18 protein-coding genes and 1 pseudogene are annotated in these 24,250 nt (G+C 59.0%); 9 read left to right on the forward strand and 10 right to left on the reverse strand.

Annotated elements, in window-relative coordinates; translation table 11 throughout:
* Positions 1-103 precede the first annotated feature (103 nt).
* Positions 104-718 (forward strand): annotated as a pseudogene (locus AB5Y76_RS00810) (IS5 family transposase); the annotation flags it as partial.
* Positions 719-804: 86 nt separating this feature from the next.
* On the opposite strand, the gene AB5Y76_RS00815 reads toward AB5Y76_RS00810, so the two are convergent.
* The gene (locus tag AB5Y76_RS00815) at positions 805-1,998 is read right to left on the reverse strand and encodes an aromatic amino acid transport family protein (RefSeq protein ID WP_263717253.1); all 1,194 of its coding nucleotides are present in this window, start codon (positions 1,996-1,998) and stop codon (positions 805-807) included.
* Between the two features lie 548 nt (positions 1,999-2,546).
* Positions 2,547-3,533, reverse strand: a complete 987-nt coding sequence (gene cra, locus AB5Y76_RS00820; RefSeq protein ID WP_263717254.1) for a catabolite repressor/activator — start codon at positions 3,531-3,533, stop codon at positions 2,547-2,549.
* A gap of 296 nt (positions 3,534-3,829) precedes the next feature.
* On the opposite strand from cra, the gene fruB reads away from it, so the two are divergent.
* Genes fruB through fruA form a run of 3 tightly spaced genes read left to right on the forward strand, consistent with a single transcriptional unit; the run spans position 3,830 to position 7,655 of the window.
* Positions 3,830-4,945 (forward strand): fused PTS fructose transporter subunit IIA/HPr protein, encoded by a 1,116-nt coding sequence (gene fruB / locus AB5Y76_RS00825; RefSeq protein WP_263717255.1) that lies wholly within the window; start codon positions 3,830-3,832, stop codon positions 4,943-4,945.
* Positions 4,945-5,934, forward strand: a complete 990-nt coding sequence (pfkB, locus tag AB5Y76_RS00830; protein ID WP_263717256.1) for a 1-phosphofructokinase — start codon at positions 4,945-4,947, stop codon at positions 5,932-5,934. The genes fruB and pfkB overlap by 1 nt, the downstream gene beginning before the upstream one ends.
* On the forward strand, positions 5,931-7,655 hold the full coding sequence (gene fruA / locus AB5Y76_RS00835; RefSeq protein WP_263717257.1) for a PTS fructose transporter subunit IIBC: 1,725 nt from the start codon (positions 5,931-5,933) through the stop codon (positions 7,653-7,655). Before pfkB ends, fruA begins: the two co-directional genes overlap by 4 nt.
* A 108-nt stretch (positions 7,656-7,763) precedes the next feature.
* Here fruA and AB5Y76_RS00840 read toward each other — a convergent pair whose 3' ends face one another.
* Positions 7,764-8,015: a DUF1289 domain-containing protein gene (locus AB5Y76_RS00840; protein ID WP_064337974.1), complete on the reverse strand. Its 252-nt coding sequence runs from the start codon at positions 8,013-8,015 to the stop codon at positions 7,764-7,766.
* Positions 8,016-8,165: 150 nt separating this feature from the next.
* Between AB5Y76_RS00840 and mltA the strand changes: the two genes are divergently transcribed.
* A complete protein-coding gene (gene mltA / locus AB5Y76_RS00845) occupies positions 8,166-9,317 on the forward strand; it encodes a murein transglycosylase A (RefSeq protein WP_263717258.1) in 1,152 nt (383 codons plus the stop codon).
* 129 nt (positions 9,318-9,446) lie between these two features.
* On the opposite strand, the gene yfaE is transcribed toward mltA, so the two are convergent.
* The 5 genes from yfaE to ubiG form a co-directional block, all read right to left on the reverse strand.
* The gene (yfaE, locus tag AB5Y76_RS00850; protein ID WP_199765812.1) at positions 9,447-9,770 is read right to left on the reverse strand and encodes a class I ribonucleotide reductase maintenance protein YfaE; all 324 of its coding nucleotides are present in this window, start codon (positions 9,768-9,770) and stop codon (positions 9,447-9,449) included.
* A complete protein-coding gene (nrdB, locus tag AB5Y76_RS00855; RefSeq protein WP_005336708.1) occupies positions 9,767-10,900 on the reverse strand; it encodes a class Ia ribonucleoside-diphosphate reductase subunit beta in 1,134 nt (377 codons plus the stop codon). The genes yfaE and nrdB overlap by 4 nt, the downstream gene beginning before the upstream one ends.
* Positions 10,901-10,980: 80 nt before the next feature.
* The gene (gene nrdA / locus AB5Y76_RS00860; RefSeq protein ID WP_263717259.1) at positions 10,981-13,248 is read right to left on the reverse strand and encodes a class 1a ribonucleoside-diphosphate reductase subunit alpha; all 2,268 of its coding nucleotides are present in this window, start codon (positions 13,246-13,248) and stop codon (positions 10,981-10,983) included.
* Between the two features lie 623 nt (positions 13,249-13,871).
* The gene (locus AB5Y76_RS00865) at positions 13,872-14,567 is read right to left on the reverse strand and encodes an HAD family hydrolase (protein WP_263717260.1); all 696 of its coding nucleotides are present in this window, start codon (positions 14,565-14,567) and stop codon (positions 13,872-13,874) included.
* A complete protein-coding gene (gene ubiG, locus AB5Y76_RS00870) occupies positions 14,567-15,283 on the reverse strand; it encodes a bifunctional 2-polyprenyl-6-hydroxyphenol methylase/3-demethylubiquinol 3-O-methyltransferase UbiG (RefSeq protein WP_005352120.1) in 717 nt (238 codons plus the stop codon). The genes AB5Y76_RS00865 and ubiG overlap by 1 nt, the downstream gene beginning before the upstream one ends.
* 198 nt (positions 15,284-15,481) lie before the next feature.
* Between ubiG and gyrA the strand changes: the two genes are divergently transcribed.
* Entirely contained in the window at positions 15,482-18,229 is a 2,748-nt protein-coding gene (gyrA, locus tag AB5Y76_RS00875) for a DNA topoisomerase (ATP-hydrolyzing) subunit A (RefSeq protein ID WP_368177649.1), read from the forward strand.
* Between the two features lie 107 nt (positions 18,230-18,336).
* Here the strand turns inward: gyrA and AB5Y76_RS00880 are convergent, their stop codons facing one another.
* Positions 18,337-19,734: an alpha-amylase family protein gene (locus AB5Y76_RS00880; protein ID WP_270818225.1), complete on the reverse strand. Its 1,398-nt coding sequence runs from the start codon at positions 19,732-19,734 to the stop codon at positions 18,337-18,339.
* 262 nt (positions 19,735-19,996) lie between these two features.
* On the opposite strand from AB5Y76_RS00880, the gene AB5Y76_RS00885 reads away from it, so the two are divergent.
* Complete coding sequence (locus tag AB5Y76_RS00885; RefSeq protein ID WP_005345370.1) at positions 19,997-20,152, forward strand: hypothetical protein; 156 nt, start codon at positions 19,997-19,999, stop codon at positions 20,150-20,152.
* A gap of 113 nt (positions 20,153-20,265) precedes the next feature.
* Here the strand turns inward: AB5Y76_RS00885 and AB5Y76_RS00890 are convergent, their stop codons facing one another.
* The gene (locus tag AB5Y76_RS00890; protein ID WP_236345956.1) at positions 20,266-21,321 is read right to left on the reverse strand and encodes a PA0069 family radical SAM protein; all 1,056 of its coding nucleotides are present in this window, start codon (positions 21,319-21,321) and stop codon (positions 20,266-20,268) included.
* Positions 21,322-21,494: 173 nt separating this feature from the next.
* Between AB5Y76_RS00890 and AB5Y76_RS00895 the strand changes: the two genes are divergently transcribed.
* Both AB5Y76_RS00895 and thrS read left to right on the forward strand, forming a co-directional pair.
* Positions 21,495-22,082 (forward strand): tetratricopeptide repeat protein, encoded by a 588-nt coding sequence (locus AB5Y76_RS00895; protein WP_263717262.1) that lies wholly within the window; start codon positions 21,495-21,497, stop codon positions 22,080-22,082.
* Positions 22,083-22,314: 232 nt separating this feature from the next.
* Complete coding sequence (thrS, locus tag AB5Y76_RS00900; protein WP_005336690.1) at positions 22,315-24,243, forward strand: threonine--tRNA ligase; 1,929 nt, start codon at positions 22,315-22,317, stop codon at positions 24,241-24,243.
* The last annotated feature ends 7 nt before the right edge of the window (positions 24,244-24,250 follow it).

The following is a 24,250-nucleotide window of genomic DNA, read 5'->3' on the forward strand; positions in this document are numbered from 1 at the left end:
ACAGGTCTGGCTTGGCTCTATTACGGACATTGTTTCCCAGATCGATACCGTTTGAATGGAACTAACTGAGGACTTGGTGATCCATCCTCTTCAAGTCTGCATCATGGGCACGTCGCTTCATCCCATCACCAACTGGCCTCAATACAACAAGTCTTTGATTAACCGTGGTTCACTCACCTTCTGGGTTGATACCGATGCCATGCACAACTACTTTCACCAAGACCATCACGGGCTACGGGACCGCAGCCAGCTCTACAGCGACCGGAGCATCTGCACCTTAGATGCTCAAGGGGAATTTCAACCTCACTCTGCTGGCCACTCAGGGAATACTCTACTCCTTATTCGCGTTGATGAATGTGCCGCTGTGTCTGTCGGACTATAGAGGTGCCAGCAAGCGGATAAGCACGGTGACGGTGGCGTATCGGCAGCCATTTAAAGCAAAGGTTACCGATCAGGTATCGACTCAACCGGGCTGAAGGTGTTTGGTGAAGGCGATTGGAAGGTCAGAAAACACGGCGCCGAGAAGCGGAGAGTGTGGCGCAAGTTGCATCTGGCGATAGACCCGGCCACTAACAATATCGTGGCAGCACAAGTCTCGTTGGAAAATGTCCATGTTACCGAGATGTTGCCTACCTTGCTCAACCCATTTCGGTTCAAGTTGGGATGTGTTTATGCGGATGGTGCCTATGACAGCAAAGCCAGCTATAAGCTGATAGCGTGCATTTCTTTTGCAATAAAAAACCCCACCAATCTGATTGGCGGGGCTTTTGCTATTTGGAGTTGAGCATTGAATCGCGGCAAGGATTAGAGCGCAGGCAGTATTCCGAGGCTGACGCTGACCTGTACGCCGACAATCAGCACCCCCATGGCGGCGGCCACTCCAAGCGCCACTACGCCACCCGGGGCGCGGTAGTGGTGGGCTGGCGCCTGTTTGCGGCTCTGCCATACCAGTGCCACCGGCAGCAGTACCGCGAGGATCGCCAGCGCAATGGCTGCGTAGCCCAGCGCCATGATAAAGCCCTGCGGGAAGTAGAGGGCAAACAGCAATGGCGGCACGAAGGTGATGAGGCCAGTCTGAGTGCGGCCCTGCCAGTTGTCCTTGCGGCGGGTCACCTTGGCCATAAAGTCGAACAGCCCCAGCGTTACCCCGAGGAAGGAGGTGGCGAGTGCCAGATCGGCAAACAGGTGCATCGCCTGATTAAACGCAGGCCAACTCACCAGCTTGCCGACGTTGGCCAGCAGGCTGTCCAGCGCTCCACCGGTTTGCAGCAGGGCTTGCTGGCCGAGCAGCCCCAGAATGGCCACCTGCCACAGCACGTAGAGGATCAGCGGCAGGGCTGAGCCCCAGACAAAGACCCGACGCAGCTGTTTGGGGCAGTCACCGAGGTAGAGCATCACGCTCGGAATGGAGCCGTGAAAGCCGAACGAGGTGAAGATGACCGGCAGGCCCGCCAGCAACAGGCCCTGACCCAGCGGCATCGAGAGCAGATGCTGCCCTTCGGTGCGGGGCAACAGCAACGCCAGCACCACCACCATAATCACCAGTTTGACGGTGAACATCAGCCGGTTGAGGTAATCCACCGAGCGGGTGCCGACACAGACCATGCCGCCAAACAGCAGAGTAAAGGCCCAGGCAGCCTGCTCCTGGCTGAGAGTCATGCCCGCATCGGCCAGCGCCTGTGCCAACAGGCTGCTGCCGCCGCTGATGTAGGCGGAGGCCAGCGAGTAGAACAGCATCAGGATACAGAAGGAGGCGATGCGCTTGCCCCAGGGGCCGAGCAAATGATCCGCCAGCTGGTGCAGGTACCATTTGCCGGTGTTGAGGCTTGCCTCTACTTGCAGCATGGCGGTGAAGGCCATCAGGGCCCAGAGACCGACCATCAGCATCAGGGTGGCGGGGCCGCCGAGGGAGGAGGAGGCCAGCGGCAGGGCCAGCATGCCGGCGCCTATGGTGGTGCCGGCAATCAACAGGGTACAACCCAGAGTTTTGGTATTCATGTTATCCATCCGAACGTAGCGGTGTCAGTGCAAACAGGCGATGTCGGCATTGACGTCAACAAGAGGGGGCCAATTGGCGTTATCAGAAGGTGCCTCCGGTGATAGGGCCGGAGGCTAGCAATATCGGAACGGTAACATCTGTACCTAAAACCTGTCAGTTGTAAAAGATGGTTGCCACGTTAGCGGATCAAAATAGCGGAAACAACCCCCTTTATACGGATCTTGTGTTGGATTGTGGCAACAAGTGGAAATAAATGATGACAGCGGTAGCTAATTGCAGAAAAAAGCACCGAAAAAATGATTGGCAGGGGCTCATTGATACAGGTCAGCCAAGTGGTTGCAGCACGGATGGGGGAGGGCCTTGTCGTGGCGTTGGCGTTTAGTTGCGGGGTGAAAGGAGTGTGGAGGCCCGGCCAGACGGTAGAGAAAGCAAAGCGGGCGGGTAGGGTTGTGGGGAAAAACAATAAGGCTGCCGATGCTGGCAGCCTTATTGTCATCTGCTTTCTTTACCCACCCATTGATAGCAAATCGGGTCTGCTTCGAGCAGGTTAGCGACGGCGCTTGAGGGTGCGGCTCACATAGTGCAGCCCGCTCTGGTAGTCGCCGTTCACCGCCTTGAGCGCCAGCTCCAGCGCCTGGCTCGCCAAGGCATCGTGCTGCTGGGGCAGGGAGTTGATGCCAAAGGGGAGGAAGTCAAGCAGGCGATCGTCCCCGAAGGTGGCCATGGCAAGCTGGCTCATATCGCTCTCTTGTTCCAATAGATAGTCCAGCACCCCCTCCATCAGGATATAGGAGGTAGTGATCAGTGCCTCGGGCAACTGGCCCAGCTGCTGGTGCAGATCTTTGATCAGGCGATACCCCTCAAGGCGGGAGAAGTGATCCCCCTCGCACAGGTGGCGAGCCGCGCTGTGACTGGCGACCGCCTGCTCGAAACCGGCTTTGCGCTCCTGACTGATCGTGAGTGCCGGCAGCGCGGTGATCAAGGCGATATGACGCAGAGTCGGGGTGAGCAAGGAGCTGGTGAGATCAAAGCTCGCTTTCTCGTTTTCACTGGCGACGGTGACGAACTTGTCGGCGGCCATCGCCCTGTCGATGGCGAGGATCTGGCTGCCTTGCGCCTGCAATTTGCCGTAGAAGGGGTCGTCCGGCGGCAGGCAACTGGCCACCAGCAGGGCGTCCACATGGCGGCTCACCAGCATCTGGGCCAGCTCTTTTTCTGTGGCGGGCTCATCTTCCGAGCAGACGATGAGCAGCTGATAGCCCTGCGCCCGGCCCCCCTGTTCCAGCCGTTTGGCCAGTTTGGCGTAACTGGCGTTCTCAAGGTCGGGCAGGATAAAGCCCAGAGTCTTGGTCTGGCCGCCACGCAGGGAGGCGGCGCGGCTGTCCGGCTGATAGTTATGGGCGGTGACAACGGCCATCACCTTGTCGCGGGTGGCCTGACTGATGCGGTATTGGTCGGCCTTGCCATTGATCACATAGCTTGCCGTGGTGCGCGAGACACCGGCGAGGGCGGCGATTTCATCCAGTTTCATCATATTGGCTCTGTTTGAGTTGCAAGGCCCACGGTCACTGCCGGGTGAGGGCACCGAAAAGTGTGCGCGGGATCATATCATTGAAAAGCACTCTTTGTGGGTACTTGATCAATTCGCTGAAACGATTCAGTCTGAGTGTAAGTGAAACGATTCAGCCTGTCAGCAACGAAGAGACCCAGTGGCCTGAAAATCAGGCTCCGATCACAGTCAACCGTGTTCGGGTCTATTGTCAGCTGGCGAGTTACCCGAATGTTCAATTGTGACGTACCGGCGCGGCCGGAACCTGATGGAGAGTCTCTATGTTGAAGTTGGCGCGAGAGCAGATCTTGCTGGGACAGTCGGTGGCGACCAAGTCGGACGCCATTGCCCTGCTGGCAGGCAAACTGACCGAAGCCGGTCTGGTGGACGCGGGCTATGTGGATGGGATGCTGGCCCGTGAAGCGCAGCATGCCACCTATCTTGGCAGCGGCATCGCCATTCCCCACGGCACCACCGATACCCGTCATCTGGTGAAGAGCACAGGCGTCATGGTGGCCCAGTTCCCCAATGGTATCGAGTGGGATGAGGGGCAGATCGCCTATGTCGCCATCGGCATCGCCGCCAAGTCAGACGAGCATCTGGGCATCTTGCGCCAGCTCACCCATGTGCTGGGTGACGAGCAGGCGGCAGCCCAGCTCAAAGAGGCCACCGATGCCGACACCATCATCAATATCCTGACCGGCGCCACTGCCGCGAAAGAGGTGCAATACCTGACTCTGGCTGACTTCCCGGCCGATGATCGCGACCAACTGCTGCTGGGAGCAGCCGCCCGCGCCAAATCGGCGGGCTGGGGCGATGCCGCCATGGTAAGCGCCCTGTTGGCAAGCGATCCCGCCTATCTGGGCGAGGGCGTCTGGCTGGCGCGGGCCAATGTTCAGCAAACAGCATCGGCCCAGACCGGTTGGGTGCTGGCCACCCCGAGTAGCGCCCTCACGGCAGGGGAGCTGCCGGTCAGCGCCATGCTGCTGCTGTGCGCCGCAGATAGCAGCCATCTGCCGCAACTGGAGAATCTGGCCAAACTGGCGGCTGCCGGTCAGCTGGCGACGCTGGCGGGCGGCGAGGGGCTGGCCATGTTGCTGGCGGGGCCCGCGAACGGTCTTTCCGAAACCTTCACCATCATCAACCCCCACGGCTTGCACGCCCGTCCGGGCGCCATGCTGGTCAAGGTGGCCAAAGAGTTTGAATCCGACATCCGGGTTGCCAATCTGGATGGTAGTGGCGAAGCGGTCTCCGCCAAGAGCCTGATGAAGGTGATCGGCCTTGGGGTCAAGTGCGGTCACCGTCTGGCATTTCGCGCCGAAGGGGCAGATGCCGAAGCCGCCCTCAAGGGGATCGGTGAGGCCATCGCCGCTGGTCTGGGCGAGGGGGCGCATTGATGAAGATTGTTACCATCACCCTCAACCCCGCCCTTGATCTCACTACTCGCCTCGAGGCGATGAGCCTTGGTGAGGTCAATCTGGTGAGCGAGGCCAACCTGCGTGCGGCGGGCAAGGGGATCAACGTCGCCATGGTGCTCAAGGATTTGGGCCGCGAGGTAGGCGTCACCGGCTGGCTGGGCGCTGACAATGAACAGAGCTTTGTCTCCCTGTTTGCAGAGCGGGCGCTGGATGATCACTTTGTCCGTGTCGCGGGCAGCACCCGCATCAACGTCAAGATCTCCGAGCAATCCGGTCGGGTCACCGATCTCAACCTGCCGGGGCTCACCATCGAGCAAGGGGAGGTGAGCGCGCTGGAGCAGGCCATCGACCAATTGGCCCCTCACGCCGACTGGTTCGTGCTGGCGGGCAGCCTGCCCAAAGGGGTGGCCCTCGATTACTGCGCCCATCTGATCCGCCTGCTCAAGGCCAAGGGCAAGCAGGTGATCTTCGATTGCAGTGGCGCGGCCTTAAGCGAAGGGATCAAGGCGGCGCCGACCCTGGTCAAACCCAATCTGGAGGAGCTGAGCCAGTGGGCGGGTCGCCCCGTCAAGACGCTGAGCGAGCAGGCCGAGTGTGCCCGCGCGTTGCAGGCCAGCGGGATCCCCAACGTGGTGATCTCCAACGGCGCCGATGGCCTGATCTGGTTTGCTCCGGATGCCGTCTGGCAAGCCATTCCGCCGCGGATGCAGGTGGTCAGCACCGTGGGTGCCGGCGATTCGCTGGTCGCCGGCCTCGCCCATGGTCTCAGCCTCGGCTGGACGCCGGAGCAGACCCTGCGGCTGGCCACCGCCGTCTCGGCCTTGGCGGTCAGTCAGGTGGCGGTCGGCTTTGACGATATCAATGTGCTCAACCCCTTACTTGAACAGGTGCGCGTAGAGCGTCTGGATGCGCTGGCACCGGTTCAGTGCCATACCCCCTCAATGGAAAACTCAGGAGATGCCCAATGAAAGCAATCTTGGTTACGGCTTGCCCGGCGGGCATTGCCACCAGCTTTCTCGCTGCAAAACGGATAGAACAGCAGGCCAAACTGGCTGGCTGGGAGCTCACCCTCGACGTCGGCTCCAGCGTGCAACCGCGCCAGATCCCCTCAAAAGAGCAGATTGCCGCCGCCGATCTGGTGCTGGTTGTCGCAAGTGCCCCGGTGGATCTCGCTGCCTATGATGGCAAGCGGGTCTATCAGGGCAGCATGGATCTCGCCCTGCAGGATCCCGCTGCCTTGCTGGAAGCCGCAACCAGCGGCGCCAGCCTCTATCGCCATCAAGCGACGCCCGCAGCCGCCAAACCGGCCGCCGCTGGCAAGCGCATCGTGGCGGTGACTGCCTGTCCGACCGGGGTGGCCCACACCTTTATGTCGGCAGAAGCGCTGGAGACCATGGCCAAACAGCTGGGTTATCAGATCCGCGTCGAGACTCAAGGCTCGGTCGGTGCCCAGAATGCCCTGACTGCCGAGGAGATTGCATCTGCCGATCTGGTGTTCCTCGCCACCGATATCGAAGTGGACATGGCCCGTTTCGATGGCAAGCAGGTTTATCGCACCAGCACGGGTGCGGCATTGAAGAAAACCCGCGCCGAGCTGGACAAGGCTTGGAGTGAGGCGAAAACCTATCGCCACAGCGGTGCCAGCCAGCCCAAGAAAGAGGAAAAAGCAGGCCCCTACAAGCACCTGTTGACCGGCGTCTCCTTCATGCTGCCCATGGTGGTGGCGGGCGGCCTTATCATCGCGCTCTCGTTTGTGTTCGGTATCGAAGCGTTCAAGGTGGAAGGCACTCTGGCCGCCGCTCTGATGAAGATCGGTGGTGGCTCCGCCTTTGCCCTGATGATCCCGGTGCTGGCCGGTTACATTGCCTACTCCATCGCTGACCGCCCGGGTCTCGCTCCCGGCATGATCGGCGGTATGCTGGCAAGCTCGCTGGGTGCCGGTTTCCTCGGTGGCATCGTGGCCGGTTTCCTGGCCGGTTACAGCGCCAAGTACCTGAGCGACAAGGTGCGCTTGCCGGTGACCCTGGAAGCACTCAAGCCCATCCTGATTATTCCGTTGGTGGCCAGCCTCTTTACCGGTCTGGTGATGATCTACGTAGTGGGTGGTCCGGTGGCTGGCATCATGAATGCCATGACAGAGTTCCTCAACAACATGGGCTCTGCCAACGCCGTGCTGCTGGGTGTCATCATCGGCGCCATGATGTGCTTTGACATGGGCGGCCCGGTCAACAAGGCGGCCTACGCCTTCGGGGTTGGCCTGCTGGCCTCCAAAACCTACGCCCCGATGGCAGCGGTAATGGCCGCCGGCATGGTGCCGGCATTGGGGATGGGGATCGCCACCTTCCTGGCCCGCACCAAGTTCATCAAGGCGGAGCAGGAAGCGGGCAAGGCCTCCTTCGTGCTGGGTCTGTGCTTTATCTCCGAGGGGGCCATCCCGTTTGCCGCCAAGGATCCGATGCGCGTCATCCCGGCCTGCATGGTCGGCGGCGCCCTGACCGGTGCGCTCTCCATGCTGTTCGGCTGTGAGCTGATGGCACCCCACGGCGGTCTGTTCGTGCTCTTTATCCCGCACGCCATCAGCAACGTCATGATGTATATCGTGGCGATTGCAGCAGGGTCACTGCTGACCGGTGTCTCCTACGCCATGCTCAAGCGCGGCGAAGAGCAGGCCAAACTGGCCACCGCATAAGCCTCGCCACCCGGCAACACGTCATAACCAAGAGCGGCCTGCGTGCCGCTTTTTGTTTTGCCGGTGATATAGGTGAGTTGTGAGGTGGGGATTGCAGGTAGGCTGAGTTTAAAAATCCCAGCCGGGCTGTGCTTGCGGCTCATTGGGCGCGCCTTCCTGTGCCTTGCGCCGCGCAGCCTCGACCCGGCGTTTGCGATCCCGGCACAGGCGCATCACCTCTTGTTGCTGGGCAGGGGTCATGGTGAGCCAGTTGAAACGCTCTTCGCGATTGCGCAGGCACCCCTTGCAGTAGCCTTTGTTGTTCACTTCGCAGACCCCGATGCAGGGGCTCTGCAGCGGGAATATTTCGAGCTGTTCCATCCATCACCTCGCACATCCTGTCACCTTGTTATAACCCAGCGGATCCCCTTTGGAGAAATCCTGCTTCAAGTGATTGATGTCGTTTGCTTTCCCCCTGCAAATTTGGCATCTTCCCCGCCGAGCATGGCTCTTGGTGTTATATGAGGACATATGAACAAACACGTGTACTGGCTGACCGCCGCAGTGCTGGGACTGGCCGGTTGTGCGGGCAACTCTGACAAAGCAGAAGTGCCCAAAAAACAGACCGACAACAGATGCTTTCTTAACTGCGAGGTGCCGGAAAATCTGGGCAAGCAGTATCTGGACGGGACCTTGCCAGAGGATCTGGTGAGGGTGGAGCGGGTCAATAGCCGTGCGCGTGCCGACTACAGCAAGTTTGGCCCGCAAAGCAGACTGGTATTGGAGCGCTCCGGCAAGATGACCCGCCGTTATGGCGAGCTCTATCACCAGCTCTCCCGCTGGGTGGCGGGCGGCGGCAATCCTGCCGACATCACCCGTTACGGTATCAGCCTGGCTCAGCTGGGCGGCGCAGATCGCATGGGTAACGTGCTGTTTACCGGTTACTACTCGCCGGTGCTGGAGGTGCGCCACCGCCCGGATGCCAAGTACAAATATCCCATCTATGCCATGCCCAAATGTGGCGGCCGTTGTCCTACCCGGGCCGAGATCCATCAGGGAGCGCTGGCCAACCGAGGGCTGGAGCTGGGTTACAGCAAATCCCTCATCGACAACTTCCTGATGGATGTGCAGGGCTCCGGCTTTGTCCACTACGGGGATGACGATCGGCTGCAATATCTGGGTTACAGCGGCAAGAACGGCCACGGTTACGTGAGTATCGGCCGGGTACTGATCGACCGCGGTGAAGTGCCCAAAGAGCAGATGTCGATGAAGGCCATCAAGGAATGGGCCAACCGTCAACCGGAGGAGACCGTCAAGGAGCTGGTGGAGCAGAACCCCTCCTATGTCTTCTTCGAGCGTCGCCCCACCAATGAGGTGATCGGCGCTGCCGGTATCCCACTGCTGCCGTTGGCGGCCGTCGCTGCCGACAAGACCCTGCTGCCGATGGGGACCCCGATCCTGGCCGAAGTTCCTTTGCTCGACAGAGAGGGCAACTGGACCGGCAAGCACCAGCTGCGGCTGTTGATTGCGCTGGATGTGGGCGGGGCGGTGAAGAAGGGCCACCTCGATCTCTACCACGGCATGGGCGAGAAGGCTGGCGTCGCAGCCGGTCACTACAAGCACTTTGGCCGGGTCTGGAAGCTGGGTCTGCACCACGGGCCGACTGCCGCCCCCTGGTTGTAATCCTCTGAGTGGGTGGGCGTCTGTCATCGGGCGCCTGAGCAAACCCGAGCAAAGATGAAGAGACAAAAAAAGCCGCCGGATTGCTCCGGCGGCTTTCTATTTTGTGCGAGTTGCCGTCCTGTGGCTGCCTCAGCTCTTCTGGATATCCAGCTTGATGGCGCCGACCGGTTTGCAGCAGCAGGGGAGGCACTCCCCCTGGGCGACAAATGCCAGCGGCACATTGGGATAGTGGACCTTGCCGGCTATCAGCGGAGTGCGGCAGGCGCCGCAATAGCCGCTGCGACACTGGAATTCCACATGATGACCGTGGCGCTCCAGGGTCTCCAACACGCTTTCGCCTGGATGGGCGTGCAGCACGGCACCATCCCGGGTATGCACCCGTGGTGCCACGTCCGCCTGCTGTTCAACAGGCGCGTGCGGGGCAGGTGTCAGCGTGTTGGTGGCGTCACTCACAGCTCGAAATCACCCAGGTCGTCGGCATTGACTTCGCTGTCGATCTGACCCACCAGATAGGAACTGACCTCTACCTCTTGCGGGGCGACCTGTACGTTGTCGGATGACAGCCAGGTGTTGATCCAGGGGATCGGGTTCTGCTTGGTGCCGGCAAAGGCTGGCTGCAGGCCGACCGCGCTCATGCGCAGGTTGGTGATGTACTCCACGTACTGGCAGAGGATGTCCTTGTTCAAGCCGATCATGGAGCCGTCCTGGAACAGGTACTCGGCCCACTCTTTCTCCTGAATGGCCGCTTCCTTGAAGATCTCGAAGCATGCCTGTTCGCACTCGGCGGCGATCTCGGCCATCTCCGGGTCATCCTGGCCGGTGCGCATCAGGTTCAGCATGTGCTGGGTGCCGGTGAGGTGCAGCGCTTCGTCGCGGGCGATCATCTTGATGATCTTGGCGTTGCCTTCCATCAGTTCACGCTCGGCGAAGGCAAAGGAGCAGGCGAAGCTGACGTAGAAGCGGATTGCTTCCAGCGCGTTGACGCTCATCAGGCACAGATAGAGCTTCTTCTTGAGCTCGCGCAAGGTGATGGTCACTTCGCGGCCCGCGACGGTGTGGGTCCCTTCACCATGCAGGTTGTAGAGGGCGGTCGCTTCGATCAGGTCGTCGTAGAAGTGGCTGATGGAGCCGGCGCGCTTCAAGATCTGCTCGTTGGTCACGATGTCGTCGAACACCTGAGCGGGGGTGTTGACGATATTGCGGATGATATGGGTGTAGGAGCGAGAGTGGATGGTCTCCGAGAAGGCCCAGGTCTCAATCCAGGTTTCCAGCTCCGGAATGGAGACCAGCGGCAGCAGGGCCACGTTGGGGCTGCGACCCTGAATGGAGTCCAGCAGGGTCTGGTACTTCAGGTTGGAGATGAAGATGTGCTGCTCGTGCGGTGGCAGGGCCTGATAGTCGATGCGATCACGGGAGACATCCACCTCTTCCGGGCGCCAGAAGAAGGAGAGTTGCTTCTCGATCAGCCGCTCGAACACTTCGTGCTTTTGTTGATCATAACGGGCTACGTTGACCGATTGGCCAAAAAACATCGGCTCTTTGAGCTGGTCGTTTTGGGTTTGGCAGAAAGTTGAATAGGCCATGGTTACCAGAATATGTGAATAGAGAAAACAGGAGAGCGGGAGCTTGTCGCTCCCGCCCGGTTATCAGTTCTTGCCGTGACTTAGATTTTGCAAGCCCCGCCAGCGCAACCGTCATCTTGCAGGTCGGTCTGGGCATCGTCTGCACCATCACGGGTGTTGTGATAGTACAGGGTCTTGAGGCCGTATTTGTAGGCGGTCAGCAAGTCCTTGAGCAGCTGTTTCATCGGGACCTTGTTGCCTTCGAAACGGGCAGGGTCGTAGTTGGTGTTGGCGGAAATCGCCTGATCCACAAACTTCTGCATGATACCGACCAGCTGCAGGTAGCCGTCAACGCTCGGTTGCTTCCAGAGCAATTCGTATTGATCTTTCAGGCGATCATACTCGGGCACCACCTGTTTGAGAATGCCATCTTTGGAGGCCTTGACCGAGACCAGGCCGCGTGGCGGCTCAATGCCGTTGGTGGCGTTGGAGATCTGGCTGGAGGTCTCGCTCGGCATCAGGGCGGTCAGGGTGGAGTTGCGCAAGCCTACGGACTTGATATCGGAACGCAGACTTTCCCAATCCAGATGCAGAGGCTCGTTGCACAGCGCATCCAGATCCTTCTTGTAGGTGTCGATGGGCAGGATGCCCTGGGCATAGGTGGTCTCGCCAAACAGCGGGCAGGGGCCGAACTCGCGGGCCAGCTGCACGGAGGCTTTCAGCAGGTAGTACTGAATGGCCTCGAAGGTACGGTGAGTCAGGGCCAGACCGGAGCCGTCGGAGTAGCGGGCACCGTTTTTGGCCAGGTAGTAGGCGTAGTTGATGACGCCGATCCCCAGGGTGCGACGACCCATGCTGCCCTTCTTGGCGGCGGCAATCGGGTAATCCTGATAGTCGAGCAGGGCATCGAGGGCACGCACGGCCAGATCGGCCATCTCTTCCAGATCTTCCAGCTTCTCGATGGCACCGAGGTTGAAGGCGGAGAGGGTGCACAGGGCGATTTCGCCACTCTCGTCGTCGATATTGTTGAGCGGCTTGGTCGGCAGCGCAATTTCGAGGCAGAGGTTGGACTGGCGTACCGGCGCCACGCTCGGGTCGAACGGGCTGTGGGTGTTGCAGTGATCGACGTTCTGGATGTAGATGCGACCGGTACCGGCACGCTCCTGCATCATCAGGGAGAAGAGGTCTACCGCTTTCAGGGTCTTCTTGCGAATGGCCGGATCCTGCTCGTACTTGACGTAGAGCTCTTCGAACTTGTCCTGATCGGCGAAGAAGGCATCGTACAGACCCGGTGCATCGGACGGGGAGAACAGTGTGATGTCACCGCCCTTGATGAGGCGCTGGTACATCAGCTTGTTGATCTGCACGCCGTAGTCCATGTGACGAACACGGTTCTCTTCCACGCCGCGATTGTTCTTCAGTACCAGCAGGCTTTCCACTTCGGTGTGCCACAGTGGGTAGAACAGGGTGGCCGCACCGCCGCGCACGCCGCCCTGGGAGCAGCACTTCACGGCAGTCTGGAAGTATTTGTAGAAGGGGATGCAACCGGTGTGGAACGCTTCGCCGCCACGGATGGGGCTGCCCAGACCGCGGATGCGCCCCGCGTTGATGCCGATACCGGCGCGCTGGGAAACGTAACGCACGATGGAGCTGGCGGTGGCGTTGATGGAGTCCAGGCTGTCGTCGCATTCGATCAGTACGCAGGAGCTGAACTGACGGGTCGGGGTGCGCACGCCGCTCATGATCGGGGTCGGCAGGGAGATTTTGAAGGTCGAGACCGCATCATAGAAGCGCTTGATGTAGTCCAGACGGGTATCTTTCGGATACTTGGAGAAGAGGCAGGCCGCTACCAAGATGTAGAGGAACTGCGGACTCTCGTAGATCTCACCGGTGACGCGGTTCTGGACCAGATATTTGCCTTCCAGCTGTTTGACTGCCGCGTAGGAGAAATCCATGTCGCGCCAGTGATCCAGATGGGTGTTCAGCTCTTCGAATTCGGCCTGGCTGTAGTCTTCCAGCAGGTGCTTGTCGTACTTGCCCATGTCCACCAGACGAGCCACGTGCTGGTAGAGGTGGGGCGGTTCGAACTGGCCGTAGGCCTTCTTGCGCAGGTGGAAGATGGCCAGACGGGCTGCCATGTACTGGTAGTCCGGGGTCTGCTCGGAGATGAGGTCAGCCGTCGCCTTGATGATGGTTTCGTGAATGTCGGCGGTACGGATACCGTCATAGAACTGGATGTGGGATTTGAGCTCTACCTGGGAGACCGACACGTTGTCGAGCCCTTCGGCGGCCCAGTCCAGCACGCGGTGAATTTTATCCAGATCGATGGGTTCTTTGTGTCCGTTACGCTTCGTCACAAACAAGTTCATTGGCTGATGACCTTCAGTTGATTCCCGAAAAACCATCGCACAATGGTGCCACCCTGGCCCCGACGGTGTGCGGGAGTTGGGTAGAGATTGTGCGATGAATCACAAGATGTAGTGTTATTTTAAGTTCGAGCTACAAGATAGTGAGGTCAGCCCGCCATTGCAATGTGTGGATAAGTGACGAGCTGTGGATAAATTGTGAGTCTTGCCCCATCAGTTAGTGACCGCTCACAGTGAGCGGGTTTTCATTCGTCCGCTCCGCTAAATGCAAGTCTCCCGATCGAAGATGGAAAATTTAAATAACTTTTTTTGCTTGCGAAACGGGGGGCTTTTTACTAGCAAACGGCGGCTGATTATCCCTTATGCAACAAGGGTCAAAAGCTGTCCAGTTGTCGCAGCCGCGGGCTCAGCGTGGCAAGGGCTTTGCATCAGATGACGGTGGTTTGTGGCCGCTTTGTGACGGCTGTGAGCTTGTCAAATGGGTATCCAACAGGCAGAAAGCTGCCTTTATTATCCATGAATAGAGGCGTGATGGTGGCGCAGGACGCAGGAGCGTAAAGTAAGAGATGCAAGGGGCGAAGAGTCTCTTCGCCCCGTTATCGCATGTCAGCCGGTAAGGCTGTGCGTTACACCTTGGCCGTCAACTCGTAGCGCAGCCAGTGGTGCAGGGCTTGCACGGTATCAAACTGCAGATCGGCGCCCCACTGGGCGGGATCTTCCTCATTATTGAGATAGCCCCAGCCAGCGACCGCAGTGCGCATGCCAGCATTGCGGCCCGCTTCGATATCCCGCACATGATCCCCGACATAGAGGCAGTGAGCTGCTTCGACCCCCAGCTTCTCACAAGCAAAGAACATGGGGGCGGGGTCGGGCTTGCGTACTGGCAGGGTATCGGCACTGACGGTGACGCCGCAGCTGGCGAGCTGTGGCAGGGCCGCCAGCAGCGGCTCGGTGAGAAAGCCCGGCTTGTTGGTGACGATGCCCCAGGGGAGCTGTTTCTCGTCGAGCCACTCGATAAGATCCACCATTCCTTCATAGGGGCGGGTACCGACGCAGAGATTGGCCGCGTAGTAGTCGAGCAGGGCATTGCGCAGGCGCGTGGTCCCCAGCTCTTCAAGCAGTTCGTCGCCGAGGCCCGCTTTCAGCAGCCCGAGCGCTCCGTGGGAGGTGGTCTGACGAATGATGTCGTCAGAGAGCGGCGCAAAGCCTTCGCTTATCAGCACGTGGTTGACGGCGGCACCCAGATCCGGGGCTGTGTCGAGCAGGGTGCCATCCAGATCGAACAGCACACCGCGCAGGGGAAGAGGGCGAGAGGCGCTCATCAGCCGTGCTCCGGGCGGACAAACTCCACCATATAGTTGACGTCGACATTCTTGCCGAGCTTGAACTGGTTGGTGAGGGGGGCGTAGTGGACGCCGCTCATGTCCCGCACCAGCAGGCCAGCAGCTTCACCCATGCGACACAGTTCGGCCGGGGTGATGAATTTTTTGTGATCGTGGGTACCCTTGGGCACCATCTTCATCAGGTATTCGGCCCCGATGATCATCATCAGATAGGATTTGGGGTTGCGGTTGATGGTGGAGACGAACACCCGGCCGCCCGGGCGCACCAGGGTAGCGATGGCGCGCAGCACGGAGGCGGGGTCCGGCACATGCTCCAGCATCTCCATGCAGGTGACTACGTCATACTGGCCCGGCACTTCGGCGGCATGGGCTTCGGCGGTGATCTGGCGGTACTCGAGCTCGACACCCTGCTCCAGAGCGTGCAAGCGGGCGACGCCGAGGGGCTCCTTGCCCATGTCGATGCCGGTGACCTTGGCGCCACGGCGGGCCATGCTTTCGGAGAGAATGCCACCACCGCAGCCGATATCGAGAATGCGCTTGCCAAACAGACCGCCACTTTTGTCGGTGATCCAGTCAAGGCGTACCGGATTGATTTGATGCAGGGGTTTGAATTCACCTTCCATGTCCCACCAGCGGGAGGCGATGGCTTCAAACTTGGCGATTTCTGTCAGATCGACATTGGCATCACTGTTCATTTTTCGAAGATCCTGTGGCAGGGCGCCCGCTTCTGAGTCATGGGCGCAATCTATTGTCCTGGCGGGCATTATAACGGACGGACTTTGTCACACCAGCCCGATCTGATACCCGATTTGTGGCTTAAGGTATTTGGCTCAGTGTGTTACCATGTCGTGCTGTTTAAGCCAAAGAACAACTAATTAGGGATAAGGCTTTCTATGAGCGATCTGGCCAGAGAGATCACGCCGGTCAACATCGAAGAAGAGCTCAAGAGTTCCTATCTTGATTACGCCATGAGCGTGATCGTAGGACGAGCTCTGCCGGATGTGCGTGATGGCTTGAAACCGGTTCACCGCCGCGTTCTGTTTGCTATGAACGAGTTGGGGAACGACTGGAACAAGCCCTATAAAAAATCGGCCCGTGTGGTCGGTGACGTAATCGGTAAATATCACCCGCACGGCGATATCGCTGTGTATGACACCATTGTCCGGATGGCGCAGGATTTCTCCATGCGTTACATGCTGGTCGATGGTCAGGGCAACTTCGGTTCAGTCGACGGCGACAGCGCCGCGGCGATGCGTTATACCGAAGTGCGGATGGCCCGCATCTCCCACGAGCTGCTGGCTGATCTGGACAAAGAGACCGTGGACTGGGTGCCGAACTATGACGGCACCGAGATGATCCCGGCGGTCATGCCTACCAAGGTTCCCAACCTGCTGGTCAACGGCTCCTCCGGTATCGCGGTGGGCATGGCGACCAACATTCCGCCTCACAACCTCACCGAGATTGTCAATGGCTGCCTGGCGCTGATCGAAAACGGCGACCTCACCATTGACGAGCTGATGACCTACATCACCGGCCCGGATTTCCCCACCGGCGGCATTATCAACGGTCGTTCCGGCATCGTGCAGGCGTACCGTACCGGTCGTGGCTCCATCTATGTGCGGGCCAAGGCTGAAGTGGAAGTGGACGAGAAGACCAGTCGCGAGACCATCATCGTTCACGAGATCCCCTATCAGGTGAACAAGGCTCGACTGATCGAGAAGATCGCCGAGCTGGTCAAAGAGAAGAAGATCGAGGGCATCAGTGCCCTGCGCGATGAGTCTGACAAAGACGGCATGCGCATCGTTATCGAGATCAAGCGCGGCGAATCCGGCGAGATTGTGCTGAACAATCTCTACAAGCACACCCAGATGCAGACCACGTTCGGCATCAACATGGTGGCGCTCGATAACAACCAGCCCAAGGTGATGAACCTTAAAGAGATCCTGGATGCGTTCCTGCTGCACCGCCGTGAAGTGGTGACTCGCCGGACCGTGTTCGAACTGCGCAAGGCGCGGGATCGGGCACACATTTTGGAAGGTCTGGCGGTTGCGCTGGCCAACATTGATCCCATCATCGAGCTGATCCGCCACAGCGCGACCCCGGCCGACGCGAAAGCGGGCCTGGTTGCCAAGGGCTGGGAACTTGGCAACGTGGCCGCCATGCTGGAAAAAGCGGGCGACGACGCGGCACGGCCAGAGTGGCTGGAGCCTGAGTTTGGTATCCGTGAAGGTCAATACTTCCTGACCGAACAGCAAGCCCAGGCCATCCTTGACCTGCGTCTGCACAAGCTGACCGGCCTCGAGCACGAGAAGATCCTGGAAGAGTACCAATCTCTGCTGGATCTGATCGCCGAGCTGCTGCACATCCTGGCGAGCCCGGCTCGTCTGATGGAAGTGATCCGCGATGAACTGCTGGCTGTGCGTGAGCAGTATGGCGACGAGCGTCGTACCGAAATCAGCATGTCCAGTGCCGAGATCAACATCGAAGATCTGATCACTCCGGAAGATGTGGTGGTTACCCTGTCTCACCAGGGCTATGTGAAGTATCAGCCGCTCTCCGACTACGAGGCCCAGCGCCGCGGTGGTCGTGGCAAGTCGGCCACCCGGATCAAGGAAGAGGACTTTGTGGAGCGTCTGCTGGTGGCCAACACCCACGACACCATTTTGTGCTTCTCCACCCGTGGCAAGGTCTACTGGCTCAAGGTTTACCAGCTGCCGGAAGCGTCCCGTGGTGCCCGTGGTCGTCCGATCATCAACCTGCTGCCGCTGGAAGAGGGTGAGCGTATCACCGCTATCCTGCCGGTGAAGGAGTATGACGCCGAGAAGTATGTCTTCTTCGCCACCGCCAATGGTACCGTGAAGAAGACCAGCCTCTCTGACTTCAGCCGTCCGCTCTCCTCCGGTATCCGCGCCATCAACCTCAAAGAGGGTGATGAGCTGATCGGGGTGGATATCACCGATGGCAGCAACGAGATCATGCTCTTCTCCGACGCGGGCAAAGTCGTTCGCTTCGCCGAAGGCAGCGGTCGCGCCGATGCGGATGTCAGCGATGACGTTGAAACCGACGATGACGCCGGTAACGACGATGATGGCAGCGACAACGGCGAAGGCACCGAAACCAAGGGTACCTTCAAGGGTGTGCGTCCCATGGGTCGTACCGCGGCCGGTGTGCGCGGCATCAAGCTGGGCGCCGGTGACAAGGTGGTTTCCCTCATCGTTCCGCGCGGCGAAGGTGCTATCCTAACCGCCACCGCGAACGGTTACGGCAAACGTACTGCGTTGGCCGAATACCCGACCAAGAGCCGTGGTACCCAGGGCGTTATCTCCATCAAGGTGGATGAGCGCAACGGCAAGGTGATCGATGCGATCCAGGTCGAAGATACCGACCAGATCATGCTGATCACCAACGGCGGCACCCTGGTGCGTACCCGTGTTGCCGAGGTGAGTGTCATTGGCCGTAACACCGGCGGTGTCCGTCTGATCCGTACCGGTGAAGACGAGACCGTGGTTGGCCTGCAGCGCATCGCCGAGAGCGACGAAGACGAGAACGACGCGCTGGCCGTTGACGGTGAGGTATCTGAAGGTACCGATACCGCGACCGGCACTGATGCGGCCGATGCAGGGGAAGCGGGCGACGAGTAATCGTCATCAGTTACCCGAGCAACGTCTCTGATCAAAAAGAGCGACCCTGGTGGTCGCTCTTTTTATTAGTCTGCTTTTTATGACTCTCCGCTGATCTTACGGCTGGATCACTCCTGCAGCCACATTCTGGCGCTGCGGGCGGGAATGGCGACCCGTACCCACTGGCTCTGCACGTTGACCACGGCTCCTTGGTCGAGCACGTCACGATAGTTGCGATACCAGTTCATCTCGAATTTGGCGGTATCGAGCCAATACTCCTGCTCATAGTCGCACTTGTTGATGCCGACCAGCCCCTGTTTGCCCCGTTTGAATAGCACGAAGCAGTCACCGTTGCCGACCAGCTGCATCGGTTGGCCCTGCACCGCATTGTGAAAGCGGATCATCCCCTTGAGATCGGCGCGCTGGTAGTAATCCTGCCAGCGCAGTCCATCCTTGGCCTGGGTCTCGCCGTGATCCGAATAGACCAGCGGCGAGCCACCATCGCGGCCGAGCAGGTAGGCGTAGGCCAGCTTCTCGTCAGTCTGGGTCAGGATCTGATAGCGGAAGCCGTCGTTGGTGGGGATGTCGTGGGTCACGGCAAAGGTGACGGCGCGATTGCCCGGTAGCGCCTGACCATAGGCGCCCGGATCCGCCAGCAGGTTCATGCTGCCGCCATACCCCAGCGCGCCACGCAGGGAGGCAAACAGCGGAAAGTCATAGGCTCCCTGACCGCTGCTGTCGAGGTAGGGTTTGAGAAAGCGCTCGTAATCGGTGCTGCCAGCCCCCCCTGTGGTGATCACCTCGCCAAACACGTGCATCCCCTGTTTGATTTCGGGGGTGAACACGGCATTGATCTGGTAATCGCTCATGTGTTTGACCGCATCTACCCGAAAACCCTTGATCCCCATCCCCTTGAGTGCCTTGAGATAGGCCTGTTGCTGGCTTACCACCCAGTTGTTGGGATCCAGATCCGGCAGCCCCTTGTCACCGGCACCGCCACAGAGACGCCAATACTGGACATGACCCGGATCGCTCCAGTCGCTGATGCACCCTTCGGGATGAAAATCCTGACCGGAGAGGAAGTTTTGCCCCAGATCGCCAAACAGTTTCTGGCGCTCGAAATAGGCCGGGTTGCTGGCGTAGCTTTGCAGCAGCTCGTTGCCGGGATAGTTGAGGTCCTGGCGTTTCCAGCTTTCGTTGGCCATGTGGTTGAGCACCACATCGGCATAGACGGCGATGCCCCGCGCCTTCATGGCGGCGATCAGCTGCTCGAGATCCTGCTTGTTGCCAAGAGGGGAGTCGACAAGACGCAGATCCTGCGGCTGGTAACGGGCCCACCACTCGTTGCCGGATGACTTGAGAGGCGGCGAGATGAGTACCTGTTTGTAACCGGCCGACTTGATAAGGTCGGCTTTGGCGGTCACTTCACTGTACTTCCAGTTGAAGGCGTGCAGTATGACGTCGGCGTGCGCCAAGGGGACGATCAGCATGCCTGCGATCGCCCATATTCCCGCTGTGTGTTTCATTATTGTGTCCCTGTTTTTATAGATGCCTGAATGGGCAACCCAGCTTTGGCGGGAACAGAGTGAGCTACAATCCACAACCTGCAGATTTGTGACCGCTTTCAGAGTGATTTCGCCGAATATGTGAACTGTTTCGGCTTTTCCTCGCCACCGCCAGTTGCCTTTTTACAAGTGATTTTTTTGTCATTTCCCTGTCATTCCCAGTCGCTATCCTGCCGGGCGAGTGGTGCGTTGTTGCCATCACCTTCACCGTCAGGAGCTGCATATGACCAGTTGGATCACGTGGGAAATTTGGTGGAGCCGGGTATGGGGCGAGTCAGAGGTGCCGCTGTATGAAGAGGATGAGCACGAAGTGGCTCATGAACCCTCGCGACTACCGGTTGAAATGGTGCAACAGGGTCGGGATCAGCGCGCTGGCTAAGGCGTTAGCCCTGTCTTTACCGGATAGCGCGATCCTGTCGCGACAATCCTTCCTATAGACCTCTTGGCAGGCAAGGACTGTGCACCTGATATATGCAGTGCATGAGAGGGGGATTAGAAGAGCGACAGCTGCTCCCCGGGGCGGATAAACCCATCCAGCCTGAGCTGAATATGACGTTTGCCCAGATCGAGGCGCTTGCTGATGAGGCGAAAGCGCTGGGCCAGCAGATCGGCAAAGTGCCCCTCACCGCGCATGCGGGTACCGAAGGCGGTACTGTTGAGCCCGCCACCGCGGCTGGCTCGCAACTGATTTAAAATAGCTTCCTTCTGGCCCGGGTAGTGGGTATCGAGCCAGTCCCCAAATAGCGGCGCCAGTTCGTGGGGTAACCGCAGCAGGATGTAATCGGCGCAGCTGGCGCCTGCCTCGGCAGCCGATTTGATGATCTGCTCCAGCTCCGGCTCATTGAGCCGCGGGATCATGGGGGCGGCCAGTACCCCCACCTGCACGCCAGCGTTGGCCAGCTTCTCGATCACTTTCAAGCGGCCTGCACCCGTGCTGGCGCGGGGCTCCAGCTGTCGGCGCAGGGTTTCGTTCAAGGTCGTCACCGACACCATTACCTGACAAAGCCCCTCCCTGGCCAGCTCGGTCAACAGATCGAGGTCGCGCAAGATCATGGCGCTCTTGGTAATGAGCCCGACCGGGTGGCGGTGGGCCAGCATCACTTCCAGCAACTGCCGGGTGAGGCGATAGCGCTGCTCGATGGGTTGATAGGGGTCGGTATTGGCGCCAATGAAGATGGTCTGTGGCTGATAGGCAGGTTTGGCAAACTCCCGGCGCAGCAGGTCGGCTGCATTGCGTTTGGCAAACAGCTTGCTCTCGAAATCGAGACCGGGGGAGAGCTCCAGATAGGCATGGCTGGGCCTGGCATAGCAGTAAATGCAACCATGCTCGCACCCCTGATAGGGGTTGATGGAGCGACCAAAGGGGACATCTGGCGAGCTGTTGTAGCTGATGATGCTGCGTGCATCGATCTCCCGCACCTCGGTGCCAGGCACAGAAGGAGTAAAGGCGGCATCCCAATCGGACGATTGCCAGCCGTCATCAACCGCTTCGACAAGGGGGCCGCTAAAACGGTGATCTATATTGTGGGGGCTGCCTCGTCCTGCCATGGTGTGCACCGACACTGTTTATACGTACAGTTATTTTGCAGGTGCCCCGGATAAATGACAACTACTGCTGATAGACCGGGTGCAAAAAGGGTTATCGCAGGGATCTCTTGCTTGATCGCGGCGCTACATTTCGTTTACATAGACGAAATGAGAGCTGGATCACGGAAATCATCATGAGACCCACCACTTCCCGCTGGCTGTTTATCGGTCTGCTTGCCCTTGTTATCTGGCGTCTGCTTCCGCTCTCCACCGAGCAGGAGATGGTTGCTGCCAACCGTGCCTGGCGTACCGGTCATTTCGATGAGGCGACCCGGATCTGGTCGCCACTGGCCGATCAAGGCCAACCTCGGGCGCAAGCCTTGATGGGCTGGAGCCATGAAGTGGGGCAGGGGAGCGAGCAGGATATCAATCGGGCCATCACGCTCTATCGCCAGTCGGCGCAGGCGGGGGATGCCTTTGGCCAATACCGGTTGGCGGATGCCTATTTGCGTGGCGCCGGGGTGAAGCGGGATCTGCGCGAAGCCTTTCACTGGATGGATCTTGCCGCCCGTAATGGCGATGTGCCGGCGATGCTGAAAGTCGGGGTGCTCCATCTGATGGGGGCGAGCGGGCGTGTCGATCTCTCGCAGGGGAAACAGTGGCTCTATCAGGCGGCTCAAAAGGGCAACAAACTGGCGCTTCATGTGCTGCAGCAACTGGCCCTGGCCGAGGAGGGGAGCAGTGACTTTGACTTCAACTGGCAATCCCTGCTTGGCGAATAGTCGGCAGGCGACTCATTTGACTGTAGAAAATATCTGCAAATCCGATACAGCACGCCCGACTTCTGGTAGCATGGGACCGTTTTGGCTTGGTTTGTCACGTTAGACATGTGGTTTACGTGTCAGGCCGTCTTCGCAAAGTGCTGTGGAGAACCAGAACATCACCTTTTTGAATCTCTTTTCCATCCCGCATGTGACCTTTGGTAGGGGTCACCACTGTATAAGGAAACACATAATGCCAATCATTACTCTGCCTGACGGCAGCCAACGTCAATTTGCCCACTCTGTTTCCGTCATGGATGTGGCTGCGGACATCGGTCCCGGTCTCGCCAAGGCGTGCATTGCCGGTCGGGTAAACGGTGAACTGGTAGATGCGTGCGAGCTGATCGAAGCCGATGCTGCGCTGGCCATCATCACCGCCAAAGACGAAGAAGGTCTGGACATCCTGCGCCACTCCTGCGCCCACTTGCTGGGTCATGCTATCAAGCAACTCTGGCCCCAGACCAAGATGGCCATCGGTCCTGTCATCGACAACGGCTTCTACTATGACGTTGATCTTGACCGTACCCTGACCGATGAAGATCTGGCTGCCCTGGAAGAGCGCATGCTGGCGCTGGTAGCCAAGGATTACGACGTCATCAAGAAGAAAGTCTCCTGGCAAGAAGCGCGTGATGTATTCGAGGCGCGCGGCGAGTCTTACAAAGTCGAAATCCTGGATCAGAACATTGCCCGTGATGACCAGCCAGGTCTCTATCATCACGAAGAGTACATCGACATGTGTCGCGGCCCGCACGTGCCCAACATGCGTCACTGCCACCACTTCAAGTTGCTGAAGATGTCCGGCGCCTACTGGCGCGGCGACTCCAACAACAAGATGCTGCAGCGTATCTACGGTACCGCCTGGGCTGACAAGAAGCAGCTCAAGGCCTATCTGCAGCGTCTGGAAGAGGCCGCCAAGCGCGACCACCGCAAGATCGGCAAGCAGCTTGACCTGTATCACATGCAGGAAGAAGCACCCGGTATGGTGTTCTGGCACAACGATGGCTGGACCATCTTCCGTGAGCTGGAAACCTTTATCCGCGGCAAGCTCAAAGAGTACGACTATCAGGAAGTGAAAGGTCCGTTCATGATGGACCGCGTTCTGTGGGAGCGTTCAGGTCACTGGGAGAAGTATGCCCAGGCCATGTTCACCACCCAGTCCGAAAACCGCGAGTACGCCATCAAGCCGATGAACTGCCCGGGTCACGTCCAGATCTTCAACCAGGGTCTGAAGTCCTACCGCGATCTGCCGCTGCGTATGGCCGAGTTTGGTTCCTGCCACCGCAACGAGCCGTCTGGTTCCCTGCACGGTCTGATGCGGGTGCGCGGCTTTACTCAGGATGACGCTCACATCTTCTGTACCGAAGAGCAGATCATGGAAGAGGTCTCCGGCTGTATTCGTATGGTCTATGACGTCTATGGTACCTTTGGCTTCGAGAACATCGTGGTCAAGCTCTCCACTCGTCCCGAGCAGCGTATCGGCTCCGACGAGATGTGGGATCGCGCCGAGAAAGCGCTGGCCGAAGCGCTGGAACTCAACGGTCTGAAGTACGATCTGCAGCCGGGTGAAGGGGCGTTCTACGGTCCCAAAATTGAATTTACCCTGCACGATTGCCTTGATCGTGCGTGGCAATGTGGTACCGTGCAGCTCGACTTTGCCCTGCCTGGTCGTCTGGGTGCCACTTATGTGGGCGAAAACAACGATCGCCATGTACCTGTGATGATCCACCGGGCCATCCTGGGTTCTATCGAGCGCTTCATCGGTATTCTGACTGAAGAGTACGCCGGTCTGTTCCCGACCTGGTTGGCACCGACTCAGGCTGTGGTCATGAATATCACGGACAATCAGGCCGATTATGCGGTGAAAGTAGCCAAAGCATTGAATGATGCGGGCCTTCGCGCAAAAGCGGACTTGAGAAATGAGAAGATTGGCTTTAAAATCCGCGAGCATACTTTGAAGCGAGTACCTTTCATGCTGGTCTGCGGCGATAAAGAAGTTGAAGCCGGTAAGATTGCAGTACGGACTCGTAAAGGGGCTGACCTGGGCACTTATCCTGTTGAAGAGTTCATCGCTCTGTTGACCCAGGAAGTTCAGACCCGCGGACAAAAGAAAGTGGAGGAATAAGCTATAA

This window comes from Aeromonas sp. R1-2 (genome assembly GCF_040908505.1).
GTDB classification, from domain to species: Bacteria; Pseudomonadota; Gammaproteobacteria; order Enterobacterales; family Aeromonadaceae; genus Aeromonas; species Aeromonas veronii.

Bases quoted from the DNA above. Each gene is read 5' to 3' on its own strand.
- AB5Y76_RS00815 (WP_263717253.1), bottom strand. From the start codon at position 1,998: ATGAATACCAAAACTCTGGGTTGTACCCTGTTGATTGCCGGCACCACC.
- cra (WP_263717254.1), bottom strand. From the start codon at position 3,533: ATGATGAAACTGGATGAAATCGCCGCCCTCGCCGGTGTCTCGCGCACC.
- fruB (WP_263717255.1), top strand. From the start codon at position 3,830: ATGTTGAAGTTGGCGCGAGAGCAGATCTTGCTGGGACAGTCGGTGGCG.
- pfkB (WP_263717256.1), top strand. From the start codon at position 4,945: ATGAAGATTGTTACCATCACCCTCAACCCCGCCCTTGATCTCACTACT.
- fruA (WP_263717257.1), top strand. From the start codon at position 5,931: ATGAAAGCAATCTTGGTTACGGCTTGCCCGGCGGGCATTGCCACCAGC.
- AB5Y76_RS00840 (WP_064337974.1), bottom strand. From the start codon at position 8,015: ATGGAACAGCTCGAAATATTCCCGCTGCAGAGCCCCTGCATCGGGGTC.
- mltA (WP_263717258.1), top strand. From the start codon at position 8,166: ATGAACAAACACGTGTACTGGCTGACCGCCGCAGTGCTGGGACTGGCC.
- nrdB (WP_005336708.1), bottom strand. From the start codon at position 10,900: ATGGCCTATTCAACTTTCTGCCAAACCCAAAACGACCAGCTCAAAGAG.
- nrdA (WP_263717259.1), bottom strand. From the start codon at position 13,248: ATGAACTTGTTTGTGACGAAGCGTAACGGACACAAAGAACCCATCGAT.
- AB5Y76_RS00865 (WP_263717260.1), bottom strand. From the start codon at position 14,567: ATGAGCGCCTCTCGCCCTCTTCCCCTGCGCGGTGTGCTGTTCGATCTG.
- ubiG (WP_005352120.1), bottom strand. From the start codon at position 15,283: ATGAACAGTGATGCCAATGTCGATCTGACAGAAATCGCCAAGTTTGAA.
- gyrA (WP_368177649.1), top strand. From the start codon at position 15,482: ATGAGCGATCTGGCCAGAGAGATCACGCCGGTCAACATCGAAGAAGAG.
- AB5Y76_RS00880 (WP_270818225.1), bottom strand. From the start codon at position 19,734: ATGAAACACACAGCGGGAATATGGGCGATCGCAGGCATGCTGATCGTC.
- AB5Y76_RS00885 (WP_005345370.1), top strand. From the start codon at position 19,997: ATGACCAGTTGGATCACGTGGGAAATTTGGTGGAGCCGGGTATGGGGC.
- AB5Y76_RS00890 (WP_236345956.1), bottom strand. From the start codon at position 21,321: ATGGCAGGACGAGGCAGCCCCCACAATATAGATCACCGTTTTAGCGGC.
- AB5Y76_RS00895 (WP_263717262.1), top strand. From the start codon at position 21,495: ATGAGACCCACCACTTCCCGCTGGCTGTTTATCGGTCTGCTTGCCCTT.
- thrS (WP_005336690.1), top strand. From the start codon at position 22,315: ATGCCAATCATTACTCTGCCTGACGGCAGCCAACGTCAATTTGCCCAC.